General features: G+C 40.8%; 21 protein-coding genes and 2 pseudogenes. 16 read left to right on the top strand and 7 right to left on the bottom strand.

What is annotated here, in order from left to right:
• Positions 1–255 precede the first annotated feature (255 nt).
• The 3 genes from MHN32_RS17955 to MHN32_RS17945 all read left to right on the top strand — a co-directional run bounded on the left by MHN32_RS17955 (position 256) and on the right by MHN32_RS17945 (position 3,429).
• A complete protein-coding gene (locus MHN32_RS17955; RefSeq protein WP_010603707.1) occupies positions 256–1,158 on the top strand; it encodes a LysR substrate-binding domain-containing protein in 903 nt (300 codons plus the stop codon).
• A 168-nt stretch (positions 1,159–1,326) separates the two neighbouring features.
• Complete coding sequence (locus tag MHN32_RS17950; protein ID WP_239422451.1) at positions 1,327–3,033, top strand: alkaline phosphatase D family protein; 1,707 nt, start codon at positions 1,327–1,329, stop codon at positions 3,031–3,033.
• A 159-nt stretch (positions 3,034–3,192) separates the two neighbouring features.
• Positions 3,193–3,429 (top strand): hypothetical protein, encoded by a 237-nt coding sequence (locus tag MHN32_RS17945; protein WP_010603705.1) that lies wholly within the window; start codon positions 3,193–3,195, stop codon positions 3,427–3,429.
• A gap of 2 nt (positions 3,430–3,431) precedes the next feature.
• Here MHN32_RS17945 and MHN32_RS17940 read toward each other — a convergent pair whose 3' ends face one another.
• Positions 3,432–3,872, bottom strand: coding sequence for an MgtC/SapB family protein (locus MHN32_RS17940; protein WP_010603704.1), 441 nt, complete (start codon positions 3,870–3,872; stop codon positions 3,432–3,434).
• Positions 3,873–3,974: 102 nt separating this feature from the next.
• Here MHN32_RS17940 and MHN32_RS17935 point away from each other — a divergent pair, with 102 nt between their 5' ends.
• Positions 3,975–4,133: a YqaE/Pmp3 family membrane protein gene (locus MHN32_RS17935; protein WP_010369885.1), complete on the top strand. Its 159-nt coding sequence runs from the start codon at positions 3,975–3,977 to the stop codon at positions 4,131–4,133.
• 45 nt (positions 4,134–4,178) lie between these two features.
• On the opposite strand, the gene MHN32_RS17930 is transcribed toward MHN32_RS17935, so the two are convergent.
• On the bottom strand, positions 4,179–4,784 hold the full coding sequence (locus MHN32_RS17930) for a LysE family translocator (RefSeq protein WP_239422450.1): 606 nt from the start codon (positions 4,782–4,784) through the stop codon (positions 4,179–4,181).
• Positions 4,785–5,002: 218 nt separating this feature from the next.
• Here MHN32_RS17930 and MHN32_RS17925 point away from each other — a divergent pair, with 218 nt between their 5' ends.
• Both MHN32_RS17925 and MHN32_RS17920 read left to right on the top strand, forming a co-directional pair.
• Positions 5,003–6,355, top strand: coding sequence for a hypothetical protein (locus MHN32_RS17925; RefSeq protein WP_174169502.1), 1,353 nt, complete (start codon positions 5,003–5,005; stop codon positions 6,353–6,355).
• A 96-nt stretch (positions 6,356–6,451) separates the two neighbouring features.
• A complete protein-coding gene (locus MHN32_RS17920; RefSeq protein WP_211865105.1) occupies positions 6,452–6,904 on the top strand; it encodes a GNAT family N-acetyltransferase in 453 nt (150 codons plus the stop codon).
• 12 nt (positions 6,905–6,916) lie between these two features.
• Here the strand turns inward: MHN32_RS17920 and corA are convergent, their stop codons facing one another.
• From corA to MHN32_RS17900, 4 genes are all read right to left on the bottom strand, one after another.
• The gene (gene corA, locus MHN32_RS17915) at positions 6,917–7,873 is read right to left on the bottom strand and encodes a magnesium/cobalt transporter CorA (protein ID WP_239422449.1); all 957 of its coding nucleotides are present in this window, start codon (positions 7,871–7,873) and stop codon (positions 6,917–6,919) included.
• 85 nt (positions 7,874–7,958) lie between these two features.
• A complete protein-coding gene (locus MHN32_RS17910; RefSeq protein ID WP_239422448.1) occupies positions 7,959–8,450 on the bottom strand; it encodes a GNAT family N-acetyltransferase in 492 nt (163 codons plus the stop codon).
• Positions 8,447–9,070 carry a TetR/AcrR family transcriptional regulator gene (locus MHN32_RS17905; protein WP_039496548.1) on the bottom strand — a complete coding sequence of 208 codons (624 nt, stop codon included), beginning with the start codon at positions 9,068–9,070 and terminating at the stop codon, positions 8,447–8,449. Before MHN32_RS17905 ends, MHN32_RS17910 begins: the two co-directional genes overlap by 4 nt.
• A 3-nt stretch (positions 9,071–9,073) precedes the next feature.
• Positions 9,074–9,934 (bottom strand): alpha/beta fold hydrolase, encoded by an 861-nt coding sequence (locus MHN32_RS17900; RefSeq protein WP_206472464.1) that lies wholly within the window; start codon positions 9,932–9,934, stop codon positions 9,074–9,076.
• Positions 9,935–10,707: 773 nt separating this feature from the next.
• Here MHN32_RS17900 and MHN32_RS17895 point away from each other — a divergent pair.
• From MHN32_RS17895 to MHN32_RS17850, 10 genes and pseudogenes are all read left to right on the top strand, one after another.
• Positions 10,708–11,583, top strand: a complete 876-nt coding sequence (locus MHN32_RS17895; protein ID WP_239422447.1) for a helix-turn-helix transcriptional regulator — start codon at positions 10,708–10,710, stop codon at positions 11,581–11,583.
• Positions 11,584–11,855: 272 nt separating this feature from the next.
• A pseudogene (locus MHN32_RS17890) lies at positions 11,856–12,122 on the top strand (helix-turn-helix transcriptional regulator); the annotation flags it as partial.
• Positions 12,123–12,276: 154 nt separating this feature from the next.
• Positions 12,277–12,897, top strand: a complete 621-nt coding sequence (locus tag MHN32_RS17885; RefSeq protein ID WP_239422446.1) for a hypothetical protein — start codon at positions 12,277–12,279, stop codon at positions 12,895–12,897.
• A 223-nt stretch (positions 12,898–13,120) separates the two neighbouring features.
• Positions 13,121–13,984: a helix-turn-helix transcriptional regulator gene (locus MHN32_RS17880; RefSeq protein ID WP_239422445.1), complete on the top strand. Its 864-nt coding sequence runs from the start codon at positions 13,121–13,123 to the stop codon at positions 13,982–13,984.
• Between the two features lie 45 nt (positions 13,985–14,029).
• The gene (locus tag MHN32_RS17875) at positions 14,030–14,893 is read left to right on the top strand and encodes a helix-turn-helix transcriptional regulator (RefSeq protein ID WP_239422444.1); all 864 of its coding nucleotides are present in this window, start codon (positions 14,030–14,032) and stop codon (positions 14,891–14,893) included.
• Between the two features lie 44 nt (positions 14,894–14,937).
• Entirely contained in the window at positions 14,938–15,801 is an 864-nt protein-coding gene (locus MHN32_RS17870; RefSeq protein WP_239422443.1) for a helix-turn-helix transcriptional regulator, read from the top strand.
• Positions 15,802–15,842: 41 nt separating this feature from the next.
• Positions 15,843–16,715, top strand: a complete 873-nt coding sequence (locus MHN32_RS17865; RefSeq protein WP_239422442.1) for a helix-turn-helix transcriptional regulator — start codon at positions 15,843–15,845, stop codon at positions 16,713–16,715.
• 408 nt (positions 16,716–17,123) lie between these two features.
• Positions 17,124–18,125, top strand: coding sequence for a reverse transcriptase family protein (locus MHN32_RS17860; RefSeq protein WP_239422441.1), 1,002 nt, complete (start codon positions 17,124–17,126; stop codon positions 18,123–18,125).
• A gap of 1 nt (position 18,126) precedes the next feature.
• Positions 18,127–19,500: an AAA family ATPase gene (locus tag MHN32_RS17855; protein ID WP_239422440.1), complete on the top strand. Its 1,374-nt coding sequence runs from the start codon at positions 18,127–18,129 to the stop codon at positions 19,498–19,500.
• A 419-nt stretch (positions 19,501–19,919) separates the two neighbouring features.
• On the top strand, positions 19,920–20,264 hold the full coding sequence (locus MHN32_RS17850) for a hypothetical protein (RefSeq protein WP_239422439.1): 345 nt from the start codon (positions 19,920–19,922) through the stop codon (positions 20,262–20,264).
• A 233-nt stretch (positions 20,265–20,497) separates the two neighbouring features.
• On the opposite strand, the pseudogene MHN32_RS17845 reads toward MHN32_RS17850, so the two are convergent.
• Positions 20,498–21,092, bottom strand: a pseudogene (locus MHN32_RS17845) (transposase); the annotation flags it as partial.

The raw sequence follows: 21,092 nt of genomic DNA, 5'->3' as shown, positions 1-21,092 counted from the left end.
CCACCGTACTTGATTATGTTCCCACATATTGAAACTACTTATGTTTCACTATGTGTTCTAGCTTCAGATAGGCCCCGATTATAGTTAACCAGTGTAATAACTGTGACTTTGGCTTTGGTTTACAATAATTCATTGTTGCTCCTGTCGTAGTAGTGAATAAACTGCGTTTAGGTTAAGTAATTTATGACTGTATCTTGGGTCAAAATATGGCAGGATACCAACGATAGTTAATTACAATTAATATAAGTTGAGCTTATGGATAAGAGGTTAAGGCACTTAAGTGCACTACGCTGTTTTGAGAGTGCAGCTCGGCTCCAAAGTTACACTCAAGCTGCACTCGAATTGAACATTACGCAAGCGGCAGTAAGCCAACAAATGCGGCAATTAGAAAATGCACTTGCAGTTAAGCTTTTTGTAAGAAAAGGCCGCAATATGCACTTAACTGAAGCCGGCGAAGTGTTGTTAATGTCTACTCAAAGTGCGTTTAAGCGCATTATTGGGGGATTGAACCAAATTCAAACACAAGAATTGGCTGGTAGCTTGACTATCACGTCAACCCAGTCTTTTTGCTCTTTATGGCTAATGCCTAACCTGTGCTCGTTTTACGAGTCTCATGACGACATCCAAATTCGCGTGCTTGGCTCTAATCGCTTTGAAGATATTCGTTTAAATCATATTGATATCGCGATCCGGTTTTCTACCAAGCGAGAGTTAGCCTGCCCCGCCGGACTTGAGCAGTTATATCTTGGGGAAGATAGCAACTACCCTGTTTGTTCACCAAGCTACAAAGAATCGCTGCAAATTAAGTCTCCGAATGATTTAGCAAGGTGCAATCTTATTCACCACGACGATGATAAAGTAAGCTGGGAGCAATGGTTTGAGTCTCAGGGGATATGCGGTTCAAGTATTTGTGCCAAAGGCCCACACACTCGAGTCTCTTCTAATGACATGGCATTGAGTGCAGCGCTTAAAGGCCAAGGTGTTGCAATCGTCTCCAAAGAGCTATTTTTAGACTTTCAACAAGCTGGCCTTATTGTGCAGCTTTTTGATACCCCTCACCCTGTGGTATGGCAACGCTATGTGTTATTTGATCCCTATTCACCAAAAAGAGCTCGGATCCAAGTATTTATTGATTGGCTTATCAATCACTTGCCATAAGGCCTCGTTATGGCTCATTTATTGAGCCACTTTCGTATTATTTCATGAATGCGGAAGTAAATGTGAACTTGAAATAAATATTAAACTAAAATTTAACATTGCCGGATTAGACTCCGTTCCCGCAAGGAAAACTAGCAAGGATGCCAACATTCAAATACCGAGGAAACGATGAAAACTTATACTCTCACGCCAGCCGTGTTGATGCTCATGAGCAGCGTCGCCAGTGCAGAACCTGAAGTTCACTACGAGTCTTGTAAATCCACCTTTAACTATCTAGCCGCACAGTATCAAGGGACAACGGATAAAAATAATTCAGGTTCGCAGTGGTGCTATTTAAAACAAAACATCGAAGGCGCAACATGGGGTCATGTCAGAACAGAAACCATCCCAGAATTCAAAACGGTAACCGGAAAAGCATGTAAAACGCCATCTGAGTATCAAGGTGAAAAGTTTTATGGCTGTACAACCCGAAATCACACCGCACCTTGGTGTTATGTCGAAGAGGGCGGTTGGGAAGAATGTCAACCAGAAGCGCCGCCAACGCTTTTAGCTCACACTCAACCCCTACAAAGTAAACGATTAGATAGAGTTGCGTTAGGTTCATGTTTCAAAACCAAAGGAGATATGCCAGAAGCGCTCGCTAAGTTAATTGGCCAACAACCGGATCTGTTTCTTTGGTTAGGGGACAATATCTACGCAGATACCACTGATATGGCGGTGATGCGCCAGAAGTATGATGATAAAAAGAATAATAGTGAATATCGCAAGTTTTTAGAGGCTAAGATCCCTGTGATGGCGACTTGGGATGACCATGATTTTGGTTGGAACAATGAAGGCAAACATTATCCAGAGAGAGTAAACGCACAAAAAGAATATTTGCGTCACTTTGATGTTGATAAGGCTGATCCAAGACTAAACGGTCAAGCTGGTATTTATGAAGCAAAAATGTTGGGGGGATCGGGCGAAACCACGCATGTGATCACATTAGATGCCCGTTACTTCCGCTCTCCAACCTTCTCAAGTTACGGAACGTGTGAGGGGGAAAGTAGCACTATATTGGGAGAGGCGCAGTGGCAATGGCTTGAGCAAGAGTTACAAAAGCCATCAGAAATCAAGCTCATTGCAAGCGGCATTCAAGTACTGCCTCCGCTGCATCAAGGCAGAAGTAAAACTAACTACTGTGCTTATGGAGACGGCAAAACATTTAATGCTGCCATCGCGTCATTAGAAGAAACAAATATGTCTGGTACTAGTTATGAGTCTTGGGCTGAAATGCCAGCACAAAGGGAACGTTTGCTTAGGTTAGTACAGAAATCAGTGAACGAAGGTAAGACTAAAGCCGTTGTGTTTTTGTCTGGCGATCAGCATTGGGGAGAGCTTTTGCAAAAGACTATTCCCGCAAGCAGCACATATGGTCAAGCAGTTAACGTCTACGAAGTGACGGCATCGGGTTTTGGTCAAAACTGGCCTTATCATATTGAAAATCCATTAAGATTACCTATTTACGCAGACGACAAAGGGGATGGCAATTTTGCCAAAGCATGTCAGCTACCGTTCAAATATGCAGGCATTACCTATCAAGGTTGTATCACGCGAGACAATGATAAGCCTTGGTGTTATACCCAAGTGGATGATAACCAAAAAGGTATTGAGGGTGAATGGGGCAACTGTGCGCCAGCTGGTGCTAATATCCCAACGGGACGAGTTGGCGTAGTTAGCAAAGATATCGCAAAGTTGACAACATCTAACCGCCATTTGATTAATAAATCGGGAAGTAACTACGGCTTGATAGACATTGATTGGCAAAATCGTGAGCTGAAAATGTCTATTGAAACGGCAAACGAGGAAGCGGTTTCCACTATCATTAAATTTTGATATGTTCATATTAGCTGGGCGCTCGCTCAGCTAATATGGGGCTTACATAGTAACTCTTTGTAAATTATCGAAATAAATTGTATACTGCGTGCAATCTCTGAATAAATCAGTTAGACTTCATTATGGATTGTAGGTCACGCAAATTAAAAGGACATTAATTTGAAATTTATCATTTCTCTTTTACCCGCACTTTTTTTAACTAAATTAGTCTTTTACATCACTGATTTTGAATATTTACTTTTTGAAGAGCCTTTCGATTTTGGCAAATTGCTAATTGATATCAGTGTGTTCGGATTCTTCTATTTTACTTCAGTTATCGTTTACGAATACTTTTTTGGTGAAAAGCTAGAGCTCAAACGTCAAGTGACGAGCAAGCGGACTAAAGGTTCAATGTAAACTTATTGGGAGCTGGAAGGCTTTTTATAAGGCTCAAGTAAGCGAAATACCATAAAGCCCACCGCGCTTAATACAATTGCGATTTCATATCGCTGGTATGCACTAGAGATCCCTATTGCCCCGGTTAACCAGATACCTGCAGCGGTTGCTGTGCCATGTGTGGAATTATCGTTTTTCACAATTGAACCGCCACCAATAAAACCAATTCCAGTAATGACACCGTACATGACTCTCGCTTGTGCTTCATGTGACTCAAATACATCCATACTTGTTAAAATAAAAGCACAACAGGAAATAGCGACTAATGGGAATGTTCTAAGCCCCGCGCTATCAGAGCGACTTTCTCTATTAATAGCTAAAGGTAATGTAAGTAAAAACGCAAAAACAATTTGGTAAAAGTGATACCAAATGAGTGCTAAATCAAGATTAATCCAATCTGGCATTTTTTATCTCCTATACTGTTATTGGGTTAATGCAAAAGGCATTCCTTTGAGTTGGCATAACCCATGCAGGATGAAAGCGTCTATAACTTTTAGGAGAGAACAATGGATTTATTGAGGATCATCATTGCAATTCTGCTTCCACCACTTGGTGTATTTTTACAAGTCGGTCTTGGCGGGGCTTTTTGGTTAAATATTTTGCTGACATTGTTGGGTTATATACCAGGAATTGTGCATGCAGTGTGGGTGATCGCCCGTCGGTAAAAAGCGGACAACAAGTAACAATAACACGGTAATCTTTGCAGGGTATTATCCTGCAAAGATCTCCAGCACAATTGGCATTACTGAAAGCACAAGTAATGCAGCCATCACAAAATTAAACCATCTACGACTTTGCTCATTTTTTAATACATGTTTCAGCGATGAACCAAACACCAACCAGATCCCAACACAAGGAAATGACACCAACAGAAAGACAATGGTGATCATCAAGTTTTGACTCATGAAGTCTGCGTCAGCGGAGGTATAAGTTGAAATAGCACCTATTGCCACAATCCATGCTTTTGCGTTTACCCACTGAAATAACGCGCCTTTTAAAAACGAAAAAGGTTGAAGGGTTGAGTCTGCATCAGTCGTGGGTGAAGACATCGCGACAAGGTAGGCAAGATATAAAAGGTAAATGACGCCAATGCACTTTAAAATAAAGTGCAAACTAGGAAATAGCTCAAAAAGCTGCGCAAAACCCAAGCCAACCAGCAACAGCATGATCGAAAAGCCCACACAAATACCGCTTAACAGGGGGATGCTTCTCTGTAAGCCAAAATTAACACCAGACGTCATTACCATAATATTGTTTGGCCCGGGCGTTACGGAAGACGCAATAGCAAATAAAGTGATAGCAACCAAATAGTCCATTAAGTAGTCCTTTTTATATAGCCGGAGTGTTACATCAAGGCATTTGTTATCTTGAGAGTGTCTTTTGTCTGGTAATGCCAAGTGGATTTCATACTTCACTATTGGGTTTGCGCGCAAAATAGTCAATAGGTGATTAGTCGAGGTGTTGTTTTTAGTTTTGTTATAAGATAACATATTTAAAGTTATGGTATAACATAAATAAAAATAGGATCTCTCTCATGGTATTAAAAGGTAAACTTTTGGCAGTTGCCATTTCCGCAATTCTTCTTTCTGCATGTGGTGGTACTGAGCACACAATTGTAAAAGTAGACCCGCCAGCACAAGATAATGGCAATGATGACGATGGTCATGATGATCATGATCATGGAGATGCGATCACAGACGCAAATGGTCGCCTGTTAGTCACTAGCGCAGAAAGTAACGTTGTGAATGTGTACTCAACGGCGGATAAATCACTTATCGACTCGATTGGCGTTACACACTATCCAAAATATGTATATAGCTCTGAAAATCACCGCTTTGCTGTCTTGGTACAACGTGACCAAGGTTTAGTGGAGTTTATTGACGGTGGTTTATATGAAGAGGAGCATGGCGACCATCACCATACTCACGAAGAGTCGCCTGCACTTGCTTCGTTCCATTTAGAATCAGTGAAGCCAACACACGTGACTGTCGGTGAGTCTGGTATTGCTGTGTTCTCAGATGGCGACAAAGACAGCCAACAAAATGCCAGTGCCGCGATGTTTAGTGAAGCGCATATTAGCGGCGAGCAAAGCGAAGTCGCTGCATTACATTACGACACTTACATGCACGGTGCGGCGCAAGCTCGAGGCGAATTTCTAATTAGCACGATCAGAGACCCTCAAACCGAAACTTCTCTACCCTCGCAAATTGGTTTGTATCATGCGCATGGTGACCATTTTCATCAAGAGCAGGTATTTAACGTAAGCTGTCCAGCACTTCACGGCAGCGCACAAAATGAAGAAGCAGTGGCATTTGGTTGTGGTGATGGTGTTGCGGTTATCACTCAGCAAGGCGAAAGCTTTAGTGCAGTAAAACTAGCTAATCCAGATTACTTTGCTGACGGGCAGCGAATTGGCACCCTCAAAGGCCACCATGATGCAGAGCAATTTATCGCATCAGCAGGTAATGATGTGCTGATGGTTGACCCAGAGCACGGCCATATCGAGAAGCTTGAATGGCAAGTAAGTGATAACTATCGCATTGCGAGTTTTGGATTTAGCTTTGCGGGTGAGCATGTTGTGGTGATGGATACTGCAGGTAAACTCAGCATTTTTGCCGGTCATGAGCATGATGGTGAACACCATTTTGAAGCTGCAGGTGAAGTACAAGTAAGTGATGCTGATTTAACTACGATGCCAGAAGGTCACGGCTTCCAAATTACATTTTCTCATTCAGAGCAAGCGGTATATGTGAGCGACCCAATCGCAAAACAAATTAAAAAGTTTGATTTAGAAGAAGCCAAACTGGTAGACACATTTGAGCTAGATTACGTACCAGAAAAACTAGTATGGCTTGGTATTACTGCAGAGGAATCTCACGACCATTAACACTTAACCTCATGTAGTCCCTGACAATTTTTAACACTGTAGATAGTGGCTTTGCCACCTTAGTTAAGCTAAGGTGGCTTTTTTTAAGGAAAAAATATGATAATTAGACCAGCCACCATCAACGACTTAACTACACTTCTAGGTTTAGAACAGCAAGTGATCGAAGCGGAGCGTCCGTATAACTCAACAATCAAATCACAAGACGCCAAATACTACGATTTTGAAAAATTACTCACTTGTTCGAATACGTTAGTGGTTGTTGGTGAAGTATCAGAGCAAATAGTGGCAACAGGGTATGTGCAAATAAGAGCATCTAAACAGCAGCTACAGCACACGCAGCATGGTTATCTTGGGTTTATGTATGTAACACCTGAGCATCGTGGTAAAGGTTTGAATCAAGCGATCATGGAGCACTTAATCGCTTGGTGTAAAACCCAAAACGTCAACGACTTCTACCTTGATGTATACAGTAGTAATGCCGCAGCAATTCGCGCTTATGAAAAAGCGGGATTTACACCTTGCCTGCTTGAAATGAAGTTACACCTCTAGATTAACCAAAGTTTACAGCCAACCTTTGTGTTTAAAGAATAAATAAGGCGCAAAACCAGAGAGCAGCATAATAGCAATGGCAAAAGGATAGCCCCAAGCCCAGTTTAGCTCTGGCATATTATCAAAATTCATTCCATACACACTGGCAACCACAGTGGGTGGCAAAAATACGACAGAGGCAATGGAGAAGGTTTTAATAATTTGGTTTTGTTCGATATTGATAAAACCCTGCGTAGAGTCCATTAAAAAATTCACTTTATCGAAGAGAAAGGCGCAGTGCGACATTAGGGTTTCGATATCTCGTGTGACTTCCCGTAGCGTTTCTCGCTCCTCAGATTGCACCCCCACATGGCGCATTAAAAATGAGATATTGCGCTGCGTATCCATCAAACATAAGCGCACTTTACCGTTGGCATCTTCTAGCCTTGAAATACGACTAACAGCTTCTTCTAGATCTGAGTCTTCTTCCTCAAGCACATAGGCACTGAGCTTTTCAAGCTGGTGGTGCATATCCTCAAGCATGTCCGCATGGTTTTCGACTTTTTGGTCGAATAAAGTCACTAACAGCTGTTTTGGGTTATCGCACGCTACTTGCCCTTTACGCGCACGCAGTCGCAGCAACCTAAAATCCGCAAGCTCGTCATCACGAATGGTTAATAAGCAGTTTTTTTGTAATAAGCAGGCCACGGTCACCGTATTAAAACGCCCGTCATTGGGAGACATAAATAAAGCGTGTACATGCAGACCTTCGCTGTCGATAAAACAGCGCGAAGAGGCTTCGATTTCTTCTACGTCATCCGCACCAGGAAGGGTAATATTTAGCGTGTTTGCCAGAGCAACTCGCTCCTCCTCAGTGGGATTAATAGTATCTATCCAATGGGCGTTTTTGATTGCTATTTCAATCGGGGTGTCGGTGCTTGGTTCCATTTCGGAAATTACACCGTGTTCAATCGAAAAAAACCTCAGCATCTCATTACTCTACACGACGACTCTTTGGCAAAGTATAAGAGTGAATGTATTAATCAACAATGACAATCCAAGGATTATCCGCAGATTATTCAGCTTGATAGGTGTAGATATTACGCGCCGCAACCGAGTTATTCATAATTGTTGTGTAATTAGCAACCAATTTAAAGCCATGGCGCTGAAATAAATGATTCACTGCTAAGGCATCTACTCGACAACGAGTGTGGATAGGTTGGCGAGTAGCGGCTAAGGTGTCTTGTAGTAATTGCTTGCCAATCCCTTTGCCGCGAATATTCGCATCAACCATAAAGTTCGAAATGTATAGGCCTGACGTAAGATCAAAGCGCGCTTTATCTTTAAAATGCGCGATTGGCACTAGCGACAAACTGCCTATAAGTTGCTGTGTTGAGTCATCAAAAATAACACGTACTTCGCCTTCTTCGATTTCCTTTTCCATAAGCAAGCGAATAGCTGCTTGGTCTATTTCTTCATTGCGTGGTGGCGCTGAAAAGGTCACGATGTATAGCTCAGTAAGCTGCTCAACAATATCGCGGGTTGGGGTAGAGATTATTTCAATCATGCAGATGCGCTCCGTGTTTTTGGATCAGCTTGATAACTTTCAAGTAAGTGCTCAATATTACGTTTAAACAACTCGCTGGCATGTTCTGTTAGTACCGTATTTTTCGCTATCGCATGGCCTAGATACAAGTTGTATAGCTCGTACGCCGCGCACTGCGCATCAAGCTCAGGATGAAAAATACCGCTTTCTATCCCTTGCACAATTTTATGCTTAATATAGCTAAATAATCGGTTATGTTGCTCGGTAACTTTGGTATGAATAGGACTGTCTGTATGGCAATTAAATTCAACCAACGCTTTGATAAACGGGCAAGTTGAATGTGGTTCATTAAATAATTCGCGAGTCCAGTCTGCCCAAATAGAAAAGAGCATTTTGAGTTGCACTAGGGGATCTTGGTGCCGTGCCGGTGCGACGACATGCAGCATAAATTGATCTTCACAGTAATCGAGGATCGCCAACTGCATATCTTCTTTACTGTCAAAATGCGAGATAAGCCCGCTGCGAGACAAGCCACAAAGCTTTGCCATAGAACCAATAGTGACTTCTATTAAGCCATATTGGCTACTAAAGCGCATACCTTGCTCTAAAATGGTTTGTCTCGTTCTCTCGCCTTTATTCATCACTTATGCAGTTATTCTTTGAGTAATACGTTGAATAACGCCAGTATCGCCTAAAATGCGGCGATGTCCAAGGCCTGAGGTTTGGATTAAACGCTCAGGAGTGGCAGCGATAAGCGACTCTACGTGTTCAAATGGCGCAAATCGGTCCTCGGTATCGTGAATAAATGTCGGCTTAAACTTAAGTACACCGTCGTGGAATTTATCTCGGATCAAATGCCAATGCGTGCCATATCTTGTGGTGATAGCGCCTAACACTTGGTGCAGCATTTTTTCAGAAATGCCCGCTTGCGAAACGCGCTCAAACATCAGCTCAAAAAACTGCACGGGAGTTGCAACATTTATAACCACACGATTTTCTAGGCGATAATCCGGTAAGTTCATCAGCGCCACAGCGCCCATAGAATGCCCCACCAAAGCCACGATATCATGGCGATCGGCTTCTAGCTTCTCAATCAGGGTATCCAGTGCTTCAACAAAAGCCAGCAAATGGGCTTGCTTACCATGAGATTGTCCATGACCAACATGATCAATCGCCACAACGCAAAATCCCGCTGCTACGAGTTCAGGGATCAAAGTATCAAAGCAACTGCTGTTATCGGCCCAACCATGACTTAATACAACGGTCTTCGGGCCAAGGCCAAACACGTTTACATGAACGCGACCAAGCGAGGTCAGAATATTGAACTCACCATTGGGTTTTTTATTTTTAAACTGATATTGACGCTTACCATGCGGACTCATCAGTAGTACCTGACCTAACCTCGAAGTAATAGGTGGCGCAAGCGTGCACATAAGCCCTGTAACACCCCGACTTATCTTGGTAATAAGCGAGCCGTCTTTGTCGTTAAAGTAGCTGAATTTCATCCTGACCTCTAAAAAAGAACACTTGTACTTTTATTAAAATAGAACAACTGTACTTTTTTGTAAAGCATAACAATCACCTTTTAATATTGCAGCTGGTTTACTCTGCGATACACCTCCATGTAGGAGCTGGTTTACCCAGCGATCTTTATGAGGCACCAACCGCTGCACAAAGCACTTTATACTGACTCCACACCACCGCATAGGAGCTGGTTCACCCAGCGATACACCCCGCGTAGGAGCTGGTTCACCCAGCGATACACCTCCGCGTAGGAGCTGGTTTACCCAGCGATACACCCCGCGTAGGAGCTGGTTTACTCAGCGATACACCTCCGCGTAGGATCTGGTTTACCCAACGATACGCCTCCGCGTAGGAGCTGTTTTACCCAGCGATACACCACCGCATAGGAGCTGGTTCACCCAGCGATACACCTCGCGTAGGAGCTGGTTTACTCAGCGATACACCTCCGCGTAGGAGCTGGTTTACCCAGCGATACACCACCTCGTAGGAGCTGGTTTATCCAGCGATCTTTTTAATACGCCGGCTGCGGATTACTTAGGGCTATGAGGGGTGTACCCTCAATAAGGTTTGGCTTTAAAGAACGGTTAAGCGTGAAAAACGATGAAAATGTTTCAAATTACGTAAAGTTGGTGAAGTATTGAGTGCTTTATTGTTTTTTCATTGCAATTTATCGAGAGAAGCTTGTCTTTATATTTAACTAAATGTAATGTTTGGGTTAATTTCAAGGGAGCTAACGTAAAACAATGGTGGACAGATGCAAACGCCAGAGGAATATGAGGTAAGCCAGCGGATAGGTAGGTTAATACTTGGGTTAAAGCGTACCAGAGGTATGACCCGAGAAGATGTCTGTAAACGTTTAGGTATAGGCTCGCGCACGTTAGATAATTACCTAAACGGAGTGAGCTCATTTAAACTTGGGACATTGTTAAAGTTTGCGGATCTTTGCAAGGTAAAACTGGCTGATATCTTGGATGATACCGACGCGCTGAAGCGCTTGTATCCTGAGAATATTAAAGACAAAGGCAATATCTTTTTACTATTTATGAGTTCTATTGTCAGCGTTTTAGTATTTGAAGTTATCTTCATTGCACTACTGATCTTGTTATTTTTTTATGCGCGTAATGACAAGAATAGCCAAAGCATTGTTGCAATTTTTATATTTGCTTTTTCGTTAGAAATCGCCGTTGTTTACTGGCTTAAATTTGTATTGATCCCAGCTATTGAAAGCTATTACATTGAAAATATCTATGCTTTTGCGACTCAATTTTTACTGAGTTTACTGCTGGCGCTAATGATCAAATACAGAATGTTTTTAGGTGCATGGTTTACCAAAGGGAATTCAGCCAGTATTTTTGAGAAGAACCAAGTAGATGCGCCGCTTTATGCACTCGCATGTACGTTAGCTTTGATTGATTTTGCCGCATTGATGGAAAACTTTATCCGTAACCTAGAGCATTTAGGTATAGATGAAGAAGTTGCCAAACCATTTTGGGAGCTGACCTTTATGTTTGATTACTTTGCTTATATTAAGGCCGTGCCTTATCTGCTCTGTATGTTTGTTTTATACGCAGGAATAACAGCGCGCCGTAAGCAGGTTTTAAATAAAGCAAATGCTGCGCCTACACAATAATGTGAACATTTTCACATAAAAATAGAGAAGTTTGTGTGTTTTTAATTATTGATTTTAATGGTCTGCAAAACAACAAATAAGCAGGTTTAGCGAGGGTTGCTTGAATCAATTGATACCAAAAATTCAAATATAATGATAAGTTTGTTTCTGTTTTGGGTTTTTTTTGCGAGTGTGCACCTAAAAATAGTACTGTCATCTACTTGTCTTTATATTTAACTGGATGTAAACTTTTGGTTAACTTGGTTGGGGTGATTGAGAGATATGGTGGGGCGATGCAGACGCCAGAAGAATACGAGGTAAGCCAGCGTATCAGCCGACTGATACGGGGGCTAAAGCGCAAAAAAGGGATGACCCGAGAAGAGGTTAGCCGACGTTTAGGTGTGGGTGACAGGACCCTTGATAACTATTTAAATGGCTCTAGCTCCTTTAAGCTTGGGACATTGCTTCGGTTTGCTGAAATCTGTAAAGTAAAGTTATCAGATATTTTAGAAGATACAGATAAGCTCTCTGGCCTGTATGGAGAAAAAAGTGAGGAAAAGAACAATGAAGGCTGCACAGAAAAAGCCAATAAAAATAGATCTTAGTCGTTCATTGTGTAAACAGGTTTCTGGAGGTGTTGGGAGTTCTAAAGATGGAGGTCCAAAAGTTGCCGAAGCAGAAACAAAGCAAGCGCCGGTAAACTAGGAGGGAAGTATGAAAAGTTTATTTAAATTAGCTTTTTCGACCAGTGTAGCTGCGGCTGTATTGGTAACAATGGTTAGTGCGCCATTCGTTGAGATTACAATGTCTTTAGCTTTGGTTTTATTGGTATTTCTATCAAAAAATGATGCCAACAGTCAGCTGTTGACACTGTGTTTTGCAGTTGTGTTTATTCTGTCCTCAGTTGCTATGTTAGTTCTCGAGACTTTAATATATCCGGCTGTTGATGATTATTTTATAGGTAATATTTTTGCTTTTTCTATATGTTTATTACTTAGTTTACTGCTACTTTTTTTGCTCAGGCACAGAATGACAGTTGCAGTCTTGCTTACTCGCGGAAAATCAGCGTCAGTCTTTGAGAAAAACTATGCTGAGGGACCCCTATATTTCTTAGTGATAATCTTGGCATCGGTAGACTTTCTTGCATTAATGGAAAACTTTCTGCGTAATTTGGAGAGACTGGGAGTAAGTGAAGAAACAGCTAAGGTGTTTTGGGAAGTAACTTTCTTTTACGATTATTTTGAGTATCTTAAGGGTGTTCCCATGTTGCTGTGTGTTACCCTATTGTACGTTGGGCTAGTGGTTAGAACAAAAAGACAGCCAATCCAAAATTAGCTAAATTTTATGTAAACGCAGTAGCTTTCGAATACTGCGTTTCAATTTTATATTGCAAACACCCGCCACAGTTAGAAAACACGAACATTTTATTCTCTTCGTTACGTTTTAACCCCAATACCTACGCTGTTCTCATCTATTTAGAACATGTACTTGTCTTTATGTTAAACAAAATGTAATGTTTGGGTTAATTTGGTGTTTTGGTTAAAGGGAAAGCGGAGCGATGCAAACGCCAGAAGAGTACGAAGTAAGCCAGCGCATAGGGCTACTAATAAAAGGTCTAAAGCATAAACGTGGGATGTCTCGAGAAGATATATGCCGCCACCTCGGGATTGGCATGCGAACGCTAGACAACTACCTTAATGGTGTTAGTTCCTTCAAGCTTGGTACGTTAATGAAGTTTGCCGATCTCTGCAGAGTTAAACTCGCCGATATTTTGGATGATACCGAAGCGCTCTCACGACTATATCCAGACAATATGAAGGATAAGGGCAGTATTCTAACATTGCTTTTTGGCTTAGGGACAACCGCTATGCTGTTCGAGTCGGTTTTCTTGCTTTTATTAATAGCGCTGCTTTGCTATTCATATAAGGACAAAAACAGTCAATGCATGGTCGCAATTTTTGTCACTGTTTATATATTAACGAATGTAGCTAACTACTGGCTGCATTTTGTTCTTTTTCCCGTGGTTACTAATGTCTTCTATCAAAATATTTATGCTTTCTCAATTAATTTGTCTTTAAGCTTACTTTTATTCATTTTACTTAAATATAGAATGAAATTTGCTGTATTTATCACGCGAGGCAAGTCTGAAGATGTCTTCGAGAAAAACCCTATCGAGGCACCTCTGTGCTTCCTAGCAATGATGATAGCGCTCATTGATTTTTGCGCATTGATGGAAAATTTTATTCGCAACTTAGAGCATATCGGTATGGATGAAGATTTCGCTAAAACATTCTGGGAATTAACTTTCTTTTATGATTATTACGAATACATTAAAGCCCCGCCGATCTTACTCAGTTTAGTACTCCTCTATGCAGGAATACTCGCACGGAAAAGAAATACGCAGCAGCCCCAAAGTACGTAGTAATAAGTCGATAAGTAAATCACGGAATAAGGAGACGGCGGACTGATGCAAACGCCAGAAGAGTACGAAGTAAGCCAGCGCATAGGGCTGCTAATAAAAGGTCTAAAGCATAAACACGGGATGTCTCGAGAAGATATATGTCGCCACCTCGGGATTGGCATGCGAACGCTAGACAACTACCTTAATGGCGTTAGTTCCTTCAAGCTTGGTACGTTAATGAAGTTTGCTGATCTCTGTAGAGTCAAGCTTGCCGATATTTTGGATGATACCGAAGCGCTCTCACGACTATACCCAGACAATATGAAGGACAAAGGCAGTATTCTTACATTGCTTTTCGGCTCTCTTGCAACGGCAATGCTTTTTGAGTCACTCACTTTGTTTTTGTTAATTATGTTGCTTTGCTATTCATACAAAGACAAAAACAATCAATGTATGGTCGCAATTTTTGTAGTGATCTATGCATTAAGTAATGCATTTGGTTACTGGCTTAAATACGTTGTTTTCCCCGCAGCTGCTAATAGCTTCATTCAAAATGTATACGCTTTTTCAATAAACTTGGCACTAAGTTTATTTTTGCTCTTTTTAATTAAATATAGAATGAAATTTGCGGTGCTTATCACGCGAGGAAGATCTTCCGAAGTATTTGAGAAGAGCCTTGTTGAAGCTCCACTTTACTTCCTTGCTCTGATCCTAGCAGTTGTTGATTTTTGTGCGCTAATAGAGAATTTTATTCGCAATTTAGATCGATTAGGTATGGATGAAGAGAAGGTAAAAATATTTTGGGAGTTGACCTTCTTCTATGATTATTATGAATACCTTAAAGCCCCGCTGATGTTGCTTAGTATAGCACTTCTCTATGCAGGGGTACTTGCACGGAAAAGAAATACGCAGCAGCCCCAAAGCGCGTAATAATAAGTCGATAAGTAAATCACGGAATAAGGAGATGGCGGGCGATGCAAACGCCACAAGAGTACGAAGTAAGCCAGCGTATAGGACTATTAATAAAGGGTCTTAAGCATAAACGCGGGATGTCACGAGAAGATATATGTCGCCACCTCGGGATTGGCATGCGAACGCTAGACAACTACCTTAATGGTGTTAGCTCTTTTAAGCTTGGTACGTTAATGAAGTTTGCTGACCTCTGTAGAGTCAAGCTTGCCGATATTTTAGATGATACCGAAGCGCTCTCACGACTATATCCAGACAATATGAAGGACAAAGGTAGTATTCTAGCCTTGCTAATGACTACGGTAGTAAGTGCTACAGTTTTTGAGCCGATCACCTGTATTTTACTTTTTGTCTTAGTTTATTTATGTAAAGAAGATCAAAATAGCTTATCGCTAACTTTGATTTTTACAGTTGTGCTTTCACTAGATGCAGTAATGGTATTTTACTTAAAAAATATTGTTTTTCCGGTGGTTGAAAGCTATTACATAGAGAATATTTATGCCTACGGTGGTCAGTTAATCTCAAGCCTACTGCTGTTATTTCTGCTCAAGTATCGAATGTCACTTTCAGTTTTTTTCACACGTGGTAAATCAGCCTCGGTATTCGAGAAAAATTACGCGGAAGGGCCATTGTATTTCTTAGTTTTAACGTTAGTGCTTATAGACTTCTTTGCATTGATGGAAAACTTTCTTCGTAATTTAGATCGCCTAGGCGTGGATGAGGAAGCTGCTAAAATATTCTGGGAAGTTACGTTCTTTTTTGACCACTTTGCGTATCTAAAAGCTTTTCCGACACTATTGTGCATTACTCTGTTGTATATTGGATTGCTCGCACGTAAGAAGAGCCGCCAGCAGCTATCACACTTTTAATAACAATAGATTAATTATTAGATTCAGGAAACGGTAGGGCGATGCAAACGCCAGAAGAGTACGAAGTAAGCCAGCGCATAGGGCTACTAATAAAAGGTCTAAAGCATAAACGCGGGATGTCTCGAGAAGACATATGTCGCCACCTCGGGATTGGCATGCGAACGCTAGACAACTATCTCAATGGTGTTAGCTCTTTTAAGCTTGGTACGTTAATGAAGTTTGCTGACTTATGTAGAGTTAAACTCGCTGATATTTTGGATGATACCGAAGCGCTCTCACGACTGTATCCAGACAATATGAAGGACAAGGGCAGTATTCTTACGCTTATCTTGGGATCGGCTTTTGGCGTCGTTATTTTTGAGTCCACTTTATTTATCTTATTGTTAGTCTTGTTCTTTTACTCTTACAAAGACAAAAATAGTCAGCTGTTGACGCTTTGCTTTGTAGTAGTATTTTTGTGTTCAACGGTAGCTGTTTATGCGCTGGTAAATGTTATTTTCCCAATTCTTGATAGTGGATATCATAAGAATATCTGTGCGTTCACCATTCAATTTTCGCTCAGCCTTTTATTACTCTTTTTACTAAAACATCGGATGGCTTTTGCGGTGTTGCTTACCCGAGGAAAAAGTGCCTCAGTGTTTGAAAAAAACTATGCGGAGGGGCCATTACATTTCTTAGTTTTGACCTTAGCGTTAATAGATTTTTTTGCGTTGATGGAGAACTTCCTGCGCAATCTGGAGCATTTAGGTATAAACGAAGAAACCGCAAAGGTGTTCTGGGAAGTAACCTTTTTTTATGACTATTTTGCTTACTTAAAATCAGTGCCTATGTTGCTGTGTGTCGCGGTACTTTATATCGGGTTTATAGCTCGAAGAAATGCTCCGCTACAAGTTGGGTATCTTGGGGCAGTATGATTCTACTAACAAGCCGAACTAAAGCTGGGGCAGTTGCAGATACAACTAAGCGGATCACTTGCAATTACCTCTCAAACCTCATATCCTAAACACATACCATGCGACTAGGAGAATCTCCGGTCATTTTGCAAGGTCACTACAGGCTATGAGTCATGTTACGTCCGTGTAGATACTCTTTGTGATTGTGAGTTCTACACGGAATAGTAACTCTTTCTATTACTATCATTTATCAGATTCACCAGACCTACTGCTTTTTCAATTAATCCAACCAAGTATTTATTCGCTAATCTTCATTGTGCCAATCTTTATATATTTGTCTTTATTATCTTGTAGTATGACTAGCTCAAAAGGTTCCTAAGTTGTAGAGTGTAGAAAGTACCAAAAGCTTGCTATTGAGGAATTAGCGCGTTGAACAATGAAAGCACTAAACGAAGTCTAAAGGATATATTTAGTTCGACGTTTCATGACAAAATGTCATTCGATGACTTTTTGCGTTTAGACGTAAACCGTGAGTTTAAAACTATAAATCTCAGAAAGAGGTTAGTGTATGCTCCTTCAGCAAAATTGAAGCAGGTGCATCGCTTTATTAACAAAACCATCCTTGAGTTTGCTGACTGTAATACTAATGTTGTTTTCTCCTACAGGAAAGGGGTTAGCACCCGTGACGCAGTAGAAATACATTCACACAGCAACTATATATTTCAAACTGATTTATCTAAATTTTTCAATAATATTCACCGTGACGATGTGATGACAGCTTTGAAAAGTCAGCTGTCGAATGCACCAGTATCCGACATTGATTTGTTCATTGAGAAGATTGTTGATTTAGTTGTAATTGATGATCATATTCCTGCTGGTTTCTCTACTTCTCCACTATTAAGCAATATCTGCTTGTTTAGATTTGATAATGCATTAGAAGCATACTGTGAAGCTAATGAACTCAAGTATACAAGGTACTCAGATGATCTAATTGTTTCTGGGAGTTTAAACGACTTTACGGAATCAATAGAAACGGTCATTGATAATTTACTCATTGAGCACGTAAATAATTCTCTCTGTATCAATAAGGCAAAGACAAAGACCCATAAAGTTGGGCATAGCTTTAAGATACTAGGGTTCAACATTTTACCTAATGGCGTTGTGACAATCCCTAGTCCGGATAAAAAAGAAGTAGAGTCGCTACTGTACTTCTTCTTGACGGATGATCAAAAGTTTGAGGATTTCTTTAAAAAATGCGCTGATAGTAAAACACCAGAAACGGATGATAAAACAATCAGAGAAAGAGCCATCGGCATGTTGTCTGGTAAGCTTATAGCGTTTAATGCGATGGATAAACAGTATGTTGCAAAGCTCAGAAGAAAATACGGGAATACTGTGATCGATATGTTTATTCGTAAGTCGGTGACCTAACTTGAAAGTAACAATAACTATCAATAATGTTCAGCACCTTGCTAGGCAGCAAGTTACGTTTGATTTGTCCGAAAATAAACTGACTTGCATTGCAGGTAAAAACGGTATGGGAAAAACGACCCTAATAAGGGCTATTAAAAACTTATCTGTTAATAATACATTCCAAGAAACCGCTGCTCCATACATCTTTACCTCCGAAAGCTCTATAAGCTATGAAATTGAAGGGGTTGGCGCGATAGAGTTTACATACAACCGCTTTTTAAAGAGCATTGATAGCAAGCAGCATATTCCTGACCGCGTGCGTTCTATGATAAATGTAGAGCTTCCTATCCCTCATGGTGAAAGGTTTAATCATTTTAGGCTTTTGGCAGATATTGACGAAGATCTCAGAGCAAACATTGCTGTTGGCACATACACTAGACCAGAAGAACTGATCGCTTTCTTAGAAAAGGTTTATGGTGACCAAAGGTTTGAAAATTTAAAGCAGGTTGAAATAAAAAAGAATATTTATTATTTCATTCTTAAAGATGAAAAAGAGCGATTCTATATCCGCGAAGATTATTTCAGTTCGGGTGAGTACTTTGTTATAAATTTATACAAACAAATGCTTCGCCGAAAAAAACTCATTGTAATTGATGAGATTGATATATCTCTAGATGCTAGCGCTCAAGTTAACCTTGTTGGACTTCTGAGAGAGTACTGTACACAGTATGGAATAAATATTGTATTCACAACCCACTCCCTAGCACTAATGAAAACGCTGGAAAAAGGCGAACTTTACTACATGGAGAGCACCGACCAAGGCAATTCAGTTTCATTATCACCGCGTTCTTACAACTTCATAAAAAGTGTTATGTACGGGTTTATCGGATTTGACAGATACATATTAACCGAAGATGAGTGCCTAGAAGAGTACATGAAGTATTTACTGGCAACTGATGGTACACATCCATTCTTTAGGTACCAAATTATCCATATTGCGGGAGGCACTCAAGTTGTTGACCTTATGGATCGAAATGAAGTTGGCAAGTTTCTTTCAGAGCCAGATAACGTAATCGCTGTATTAGACGGTGATCAGAAAGGCGAACGCTATGTTAAAGATAATAATAAAGTGTTCTTTTTGCCATTTGCTAGCATTGAGAAAGTCATTTATGAACAGTATCTGAGTGAAGACGCAAGGCTCCCGAGGGTTAAGTCAATTGAAGGAAAAGGTGAATCAACTAGGGCAAAGAATGTATTTAAGAAACTAATCAGGGTGCATGCGGGGAAGCAACTTATGTCAAAAGAGGCTATTTATTCTTACCTGCAAGAATTAAACCCCGATGGTGTTCGGCTATTTAAGCAATCATTGATCGATTTTCTAGACCCGAGATAACCACAAAATTGTACGCCACCTCTTTAAGTTAATGTTCTACTTTTGAATTGTATTGGATTGTTTGTAACCAGAGACTGTGTGGGTTTTATGTTAACTAACTAGTTTTGTTACCCTTAAGCTTGGAGATACCCGATATCAACAATTTTGCCGTTTTAATACTATGTTTAGTTTGCTTGTGCATAGGTATATTTGGTGCATCGATTCTAGTAGCCAGTGGCGACTTTGATCTGGCCAATCACTTGGGGTTAGTAAACTTGCTATCCTCCTTAGGAGGTTTTTTTGGTGGTTGTGCAGGAATAATAGCTGCTATCACAGCTTATAGAGGTATTGATGTATGGAAGAAGCAGCTAAAGTACGGCAAACATATATCGCTTATATGGAGTTGTATGGAATCGTTAAGGAAATTTGAGAGTCTAAACATGCAGTGGTATATATCGGCATACGCTAATTCAACATCGCAAATAGAATCTACCGATTTACTTGAGGTAGAAAAACAGCGAATAGATGCGGTGCTTGAGGAACTTTCATCACGCTTTTGCACTCTTGATACGATAGTAGTAAAAAACCAATGGCAGTGGGCTAACTATGCGGGTCAATTATCTAACAATATTGCTTGTTTGGTAAGTATATTTGAAGAATATAAAAACAAACCATACTGTTCCATTGAACTGTGCAAGAAACTAGCAGAAGTAAATGAACGAATGAAACACGATGTCAAATTTCTTGAAACAGAGCTAGATAAGCTGGAGGTTCAGTATCATTGATTTCACTAATCAGCTATAACTAAAAGAAGTGACACCCACCACTATTAACGTCAAAGCTGAGGAAGTGAAGTAAAAAGTATAAAAATACTTCAGTCGCTGGGTACAAAAACATTTTTCTATAGGCTAATTTTTAGCGCCCAAGCGTATCTTTTCACCAAAACAGGTTTATCGCGCACGACAACGCGCTGCAAATACAGCAGTAAGAAATTCTAGAGTTGAGAATGTGAGTTTTGCTAAGCCAACAAACGCTCGCAGTTTGTTAGGTTTGTCCGCCGTCTTTTTTGCAGTGTTTCACAGTAAGCGGTTATTGTTCGTTCTCGGCCCACTGCACCATGAAATACCCGAGAAAATTGCGTGGTGAGTTTTATCCAGTTCTCAGGTTCTATATTGAGTCGAGTAAGAATCGGTTGTACTTCATTGATATACCCGCGTTTATCGACTCGAATGCATTTTCCCGTGAGCTCAACTAATTCAATATAGGACTTGAGTTCAAAAGGCAGGCCTTTTGGCATATGTTTTCGCGGGCTACCAGCAAAGCGTAGTAGGCTTTTTGGTTGTTTGCCCAGCTTAGCGTGGTCGATGCGCTTTTTGATGCTGGTGTAGTCTGAGGTTTCAGGCGTTGCGGCGATTTTGGCTCTAATGGGGTTTAAGTCTACGTAAGCGAGACAAGCAGCCAGTGCTGCCTCATCCAGTAATGCTTGGGATTTGAATCGTCCTTCCCAAAACCGACCTGTACAATTATCTTCTTTATTTGCTCGGCGGGCGATGTCTTCGTTAAGCACTCGCATAAACCAGCTAATATCTGCGAGCCTTTCTCTGTATTTGGCG

Source organism: Pseudoalteromonas sp. Of11M-6 (assembly GCF_022347905.1).
Lineage (GTDB): Bacteria > Pseudomonadota > Gammaproteobacteria > Enterobacterales > Alteromonadaceae > Pseudoalteromonas.
Note: the sequence above shows the minus strand (reverse complement) of the source record. Positions and strands in the feature narration are given on the sequence as shown.